This is a genomic window from Streptomyces hirsutus (assembly GCF_001418415.1).
Classification (GTDB): Bacteria; Actinomycetota; Actinomycetes; order Streptomycetales; family Streptomycetaceae; genus Streptomyces; species Streptomyces hirsutus.
On sequence record NZ_LIQT01000656.1, the window covers coordinates 1 to 5,769 of the forward strand.

Consider the following 5,769-nt stretch of genomic DNA (forward strand, 5'->3'; position numbering starts at 1 on the left):
GTCCGGAGGATTTCCACAGTCGCCGTCCGGCTCCGCGCAGTACGCCGATGTCGTCCAGGCTGTGTCGGTGTGCGGTTCCGCCGTGGGGTCGTGAGCCGTTTGGGGGCTGCTGGGGCGGCGGTGCTCAGGCCAGCAGTCCGGAGGATTTCCACAGTCGCCGTCCGGCCCCGCGCAGCACACCGATGTCGTCCAGGAAGTCCGTGAGCCGCTTCGCGCCCTGCTGCATCACGTCCCGCCGGTGCGCGCAGGCCCTGACCTGGGCGACGGCCTCACGCTTGTCCAGCCCGACGTTCGTGTAGACGTCCGGGTTGACGAACGCCACCGAGAAGACGCGGGCGAACTCGCCGGAGGTGACCCGGGTGAACTCCTGCGACCACTTCGGCGCGGTCACCATCTGGCGCCGCAGCTCCTCGCGGGCGTAGCGCACATGCCGGGCCTCCTCGACGACGTGGATGCGCGTGACGCCCCGGATCAGCGGCTGGACACGCTCGTCCGGGAAGGTCAGCCGCTGCATCCAGTCCAGGACCTCCTCGCCGAGCAGGGTCGCCGTGAAGGAGCTGGGCGTGGTGGAGATGCTCTTGAACAGCCGTCCGAGGTGCTGGTGCAGCGGGCTCACCGGGTACCAGGGGGTGTCGCCGCGGGTGATCAGCCGGGCGAACATCCTGGAGTGCCGGCACTCGTCCTCGATCTCGGTGAGCGCGTACCGCACATGCGCGCTCGTGGCCGCCTTGTCGTAGATGTGCCGCACCAGCAGCTGCATCAGGATCAGCTCGAACCAGATGCCGAGCGAGGCGAGCGCCGCCGCCTCGTGCCGTGACAGCAGGATGCGCTGCTCCTCGCTCATCCGCTTCCACAGCGGGGTGCCGTACAGCGAGACCAGCTCCGGCGGCCAGAACCACAGACCCTCCTCGAAGGGCGCGTCCCAGTCCAGTTCTTTGTCCGGGTCGAAGGAGTGCTTGGCGGAGGCGTCGAGCAGCCGCTCGGCCACCTGCTCCCGGTCCTTGAGCAGGCCGAGTGCGTCGCGCAGCCCGTCGAGGGCGTCGGCATCCGTCAGGGGCTGGGTCGTCATGGCGGTTCCACCTCGTGGGCGTAGCGGGCTACCGGTGGGTCACCTCACTTATGAGACTGCTTGTCAGTAAGCCCGTCAATCCCCTGCGCGCGACTTGTCCGCGGACGGTCGACCTGGCGCGGGCGTCAACGGCGCGCTCTCCGGATCACCTCATGGAGCGGCGGATCGGCGTTCGCCCTGGGTAGGCTGACGGTGCCGGTCAGACTCCAGCGCATGGGAGCAATCATGAGCGCCGCACGTGACTCCGAACTGGACGACGACTACGAGTGGCCCCGTCCGCCGCAGGACGGCTGGACGGCGGACGACCTCGACACGCTTCCCAACCTGCCTCCACACACGGAGCTGATCGACGGGAGCCTTGTCTTGATGAGTCCGCAGACCACCTTCCACATGCGCACGATCCGCCTGCTGGACACTTCACTATTCGAGCAGGCGCCGGACGCATTCGAGGTCTACCGCGAATTCACGGTGACGCTCGGTAAACGGAACCGGCCCGAGCCCGATGTGTTGGTGGCCCGTACCGGTGCCGACACCGGGCCGAAACGGACCCGGCTCCTGCCCGAGGAGGTCATCCTGGCCGTCGAGGTGGTCTCCGAGGACTCTGTCGACCGCGATCGCGAGACCAAGCCCCGCAAATACGCCGCCGCGGGTATCGCGCACTTCTGGCGTGTCGAGGAGGACGACGGCCTCCCCGTCGTCTACGTCTACGAGCTGGACCCGGCGACCACGTCGTACGTTCCCATGGGCATCTTCCACAACCGCCTCAAGCTGACCGCTCCCTTCCCGATCGACATCGACCTCACCGCCGTCGACCGCCGCCGCTAGACCGGGCAGCCCAGCCCGTTCGGCACCTCGCCCGGGACGGGCTCCGCGCTCCCCTGAGGGAACGACGTCCGGAGCGTGAACGCGTAGGGCGTCGGGCCGTGGGCGCGCAGGTGCAGCAGCCGAGCCTCCGCCTCCGCGACCGTGGGACGGTGGCCCTTCGGGACCCACCACAGGGTCGTCATCGCCTCCTTCGCCTGCTCGAACCACTCCCGGCGCCGGGTCAGCATCTCCCGGTGCCGTCCCTGGTACATGTACGCGGTCAGAGCACGGGTGTCCCGCCACACCGACATGTTCACGATCAGCCACGGGTCGTCGAAGACGGACACGTCGGTGGCGTTCCCGCCCTCGCTGAGCAGCCGCCAGACGAAGCCTTCGGCGGCCTCGGCGTCCGCGTTCACCGAGTCGATGTTGTCGACGAAGTCCTTCAACTGCGGTGAATCCAGCGGGGCTTGGAGGCGAGAGATGTTGACCTGGGCGAGTTCGTACGCGGGGATGGCTTCCGTCATGGGCCGAACGGTAGACGGGCGGAGGCGGGTTCGGCAGCCCTCGTCTCAGCAGATGATCCGCACGGCGATGCCTACGGCCTCAACACGGCCTCCATCACCGCTTTGGCGATCGGTGCCGCAGTGCCGCCGCCGCTGATCTCCCGGCGACTGGCCGCCGCGTCCTCCACCACGACCGCCACCGCGACCTTCGCCTCCGCGTCTCCGTCGTTCTGCGCCCAGGACACGAACCAGGCGTACGGCGTACCGGAGTTGCCGATGCCGTGCTGGGCGGTGCCGGTTTTGCCGCCGACCACGGCACCGCGGATCGCCGCGTTCGTGCCCGTGCCCTCCTCCACCACCCCGCGCATCAGTTCCCGCATCCGCAGCGCCGTCGACGGGTACATGGCCTGCCGGTACTGCCCCGGGCCGGCCGCCGACACCGTGCCGCCGCCCGCCCGGGTCGTCCGCTCCACCAGATACGGCTCCCGCACGTGCCCGTTGTTGGCGACGGCCGCCGCGACCATCGCCATCTGCAGGGGAGTGGCCCGCGTGTTGTACTGACCGATCGACGACAGGGCGAGCTGCGCCCGGTCCATCGTGGTGTCGAAGGTGCTGCGCGCCACCGGGAACGGCACCCGCAGCCCCTCCTCGTTGAACCCGAAGCCCTCCGCCGTGGCCGTCAGGTCCGCCAGGCCCGTGGCCACCCCCACCTTGGCGAACACGGTGTTGCAGGACCAGGTGAACGCCTCCCGCACCGAGGCGTCCGCGCAGCCCCGGGACTCGTTCGTCAGCCGTGTCGTCGTCCCCGGCAGGGTGTACGGGTCGGGGGAGTCCGTCGGCTCGTCGAGGTCGGTGACCACGCCCGCGTCCAGCGCCGCCGCCGCGGTGACCACCTTGAACGTCGAACCCGGTGGATACGTCTGCCGCGCGGCCCGGTTCAGCATCGGCTTGTCCGGGTCGGCGTTCAGCCGGGCCCAGGCCTTCCGTGCCGCCGTCCCGTTCCCGGACAGCAGCTCCGGGTCGTACGACGGGACGGACACCAGGGCCAGGATCCGCCCGGTCGAAGGCTCCACCGCCGCCACCGCGCCCTTGCGCGAGCGCAGCCCTTCGTACGCGGCCTGCTGGGCGGCCGGGTGGATGGTCGTGAGGACGTCGCCGCCCGCGTTGCGGGATCGGGTGAAGTCGTTCCACAGCGGTAGCGGCTGGAGCCGCGGGTCGGTGCCCGCCAGCAGTTCGTCCTCCGTGTGCTCCAGCAGGGTCGTTCCGTACTCCTGAGAGGCGAAGCCGGTCACCGGCGCGTACAACGGGCCGTCGGCGTAGGTCCGTTCGTAGCGCAGATGCTCCCCGGTGTCCCGCGAGCCGGTGACCGGGCGGCCGTCGACCAGGATGTCACCGCGCGGCTGGCGGTAACGGGCGATGGTGTCACGGCGGTTGGCCGGGTTGTCGTCGTAGGCGTCGGCATACAGCACCTGGACGCGGGTGGCGTTCACCAGCAGGGCGAACAGCAGCAGCCCACAGAACACGGCGGCCCGTCGGATGTACCGTGTCATGAACCCGCACCTCCGTCCGTCCCGTCGGACGGAGGACGTCCGCCCAGGCGGCCTGCCGAATCGCTCAGCCGGACCAGCAGCGCCACGATCGCCCAGTTGGTGACCACCGACGAACCCCCCTGCGCCAGGAACGGCATCGCCATCCCGGTCAGCGGGATCAGCCCCGTGACCCCGCCCGCGATCACGAACACCTGGAGGGCCACGATCGCGGCCAGCCCCACGGCGAGCAGCCGGCCGAACGGGTCGCGCAGCGCGAGGCCGGCCCGGTAGCCGCGTTCCACCAGCAGCCCGTACAGCAGGAAGATCGCGGAGAGCCCGAAGAGCCCCAGCTCCTCACCGGCCGTGGCCAGGATGAAGTCGGACTTGACCGCGAAGCCGATGAGCATGGAATGCCCGCGCCCCAGCCCGGTGCCGAGCAGCCCGCCCTCCGCGAAGGCGAACAGCGACTGCGCCAGCTGGTTCGGGCCCTCACCCGCCTCGATCGAGGCGAACGGATTCAGCCAGGTCTCGATCCTGCTGTGTACATGCGGTTCCAGCCGGCCCACGGCCACCGCGCCCAGCGACGCCAGCAGCAGGCCGACGGCGAGCCAGCCGGTACGGCCGGTGGCGACGTACAGCACGACGACGAACAGGCCGAAGAACAGCAGCGACGTGCCGAGGTCCCGCTCCAGGACCAGCACGCCCACGCTCACCAGCCACACGGCGACGATCGGGCCGAGCACCCGCCCGGTGGGCAGCTGCAGCCGCCAGAACCGGCGGCCGGCGTAGGTGAGCGCGCCGCGGTTCTCCGCCAGGTACGCCGCGAAGAACACCGCGAGCAGCACCTTCGCGAACTCTCCCGGCTGGATGGAGAATCCGGCGACCCGGATCCAGATGCGGGCCCCGTTCACCGCGGGGAAGAGGATCGGCGCCGTGAGCAGGACGAGCGCCGAGGCGGCGCACACGCGGGTGAAGCGCCGCAGCACCCGGTGGTCGCGCAGCAGCAGGACGACCGCGATGAACAGTGCCACGCCCAGCGTCGACCACACCAACTGGGTCGGGGCGGCCTCGTCGCCCGGTGTCTCCAGGTCGAGCCGGTAGATCAGCACCAGGCCGAGCCCGTTGAGCAGGACGGCGATGGGGAGCAGGAGCGGGTCGGCCCGGGGCGCGCGGAAGCGCACCGCCAGATGCGCGAACAGCGCGAGCACGCCGAGCCCGGCGCCGTAACCGGCGGCGCCGGGCGGGACGGCGCCGTTCCTGGCGAAGCCGACGGCGCAGTAGCCGTACACCGACAGCAGGACGGCCAGGACGATGAGGGCGAGTTCGACGCCACGGCGCCGGGGGAGGGGAGCGGTGGGCGTGGGCGGATCAGCCGTCGCCAAGGAGATTCCGGCCTTGCTCATGTCCGGAACCTACCTATATGTACCCTCCTGCGCGGTGTGCCGGTCAGCACCAGCGTGGCGCGGGCCCGATGTTGTTGATGTGGCGGGCGGCACCCCAGGCCCAGGTTCTGCCGTCGGTGACCAGGTACCAGAGCGGGTTGCCCTGGACGTTGTCCCCGCCGACCTTGCAGTAGAGCGAGACGACATCGCCCTTGCGGACGTACCGGATGACCCGTGCATCGCGGTCCGGCGAGGTGCGCAGGGCGAGCGAGGGCGCCGTGATGACACCCCTGTGCCGACTGTGGTCGCCGTGGTTGCCGCCTCCGCCGTTGTCGTTTCTGCCGTTGTCACCTCCGCCGTTGCCGTTCCCGTGGCCGCCTCCGTTGTCGTTTCTGCCGTTGCCGCCGCCGCCGCCGTTGCCGTCCGCCGCCACCGTTGCCGTGGCCTCCGTCGTCGTTGCCGCCCCCTCCGTCGTTGCC

General features: G+C 70.4%; 6 protein-coding genes. 1 reads left to right on the forward strand and 5 read right to left on the reverse strand.

The genetic code is table 11. The features are described from left to right. Positions 1-124: 124 nt before the first annotated feature. Entirely contained in the window at positions 125-1,069 is a 945-nt protein-coding gene (locus AOK11_RS36770; protein WP_055597967.1) for an AurF N-oxygenase family protein, read from the reverse strand. A gap of 225 nt (positions 1,070-1,294) precedes the next feature. Here AOK11_RS36770 and AOK11_RS36775 point away from each other — a divergent pair, with 225 nt between their 5' ends. Next, on the forward strand, positions 1,295-1,894 hold the full coding sequence (locus tag AOK11_RS36775; RefSeq protein ID WP_055597968.1) for a Uma2 family endonuclease: 600 nt from the start codon (positions 1,295-1,297) through the stop codon (positions 1,892-1,894). Here the strand turns inward: AOK11_RS36775 and AOK11_RS36780 are convergent. The 4 genes from AOK11_RS36780 to AOK11_RS36795 form a co-directional block, all read right to left on the reverse strand. Next, complete coding sequence (locus tag AOK11_RS36780; RefSeq protein ID WP_055597969.1) at positions 1,891-2,400, reverse strand: DUF3291 domain-containing protein; 510 nt, start codon at positions 2,398-2,400, stop codon at positions 1,891-1,893. The genes AOK11_RS36775 and AOK11_RS36780 overlap by 4 nt on opposite strands. A gap of 71 nt (positions 2,401-2,471) precedes the next feature. Further along, entirely contained in the window at positions 2,472-3,929 is a 1,458-nt protein-coding gene (locus AOK11_RS36785; RefSeq protein ID WP_055597970.1) for a penicillin-binding transpeptidase domain-containing protein, read from the reverse strand. Continuing rightward, positions 3,926-5,311 carry an FtsW/RodA/SpoVE family cell cycle protein gene (locus tag AOK11_RS36790; protein ID WP_055597971.1) on the reverse strand — a complete coding sequence of 462 codons (1,386 nt, stop codon included), beginning with the start codon at positions 5,309-5,311 and terminating at the stop codon, positions 3,926-3,928. The genes AOK11_RS36785 and AOK11_RS36790 overlap by 4 nt, the downstream gene beginning before the upstream one ends. A 43-nt stretch (positions 5,312-5,354) precedes the next feature. Next, a partial coding sequence (locus AOK11_RS36795; RefSeq protein WP_055597972.1) for an SH3 domain-containing protein occupies positions 5,355-5,769 on the reverse strand: 415 nt, incomplete at its 5' end.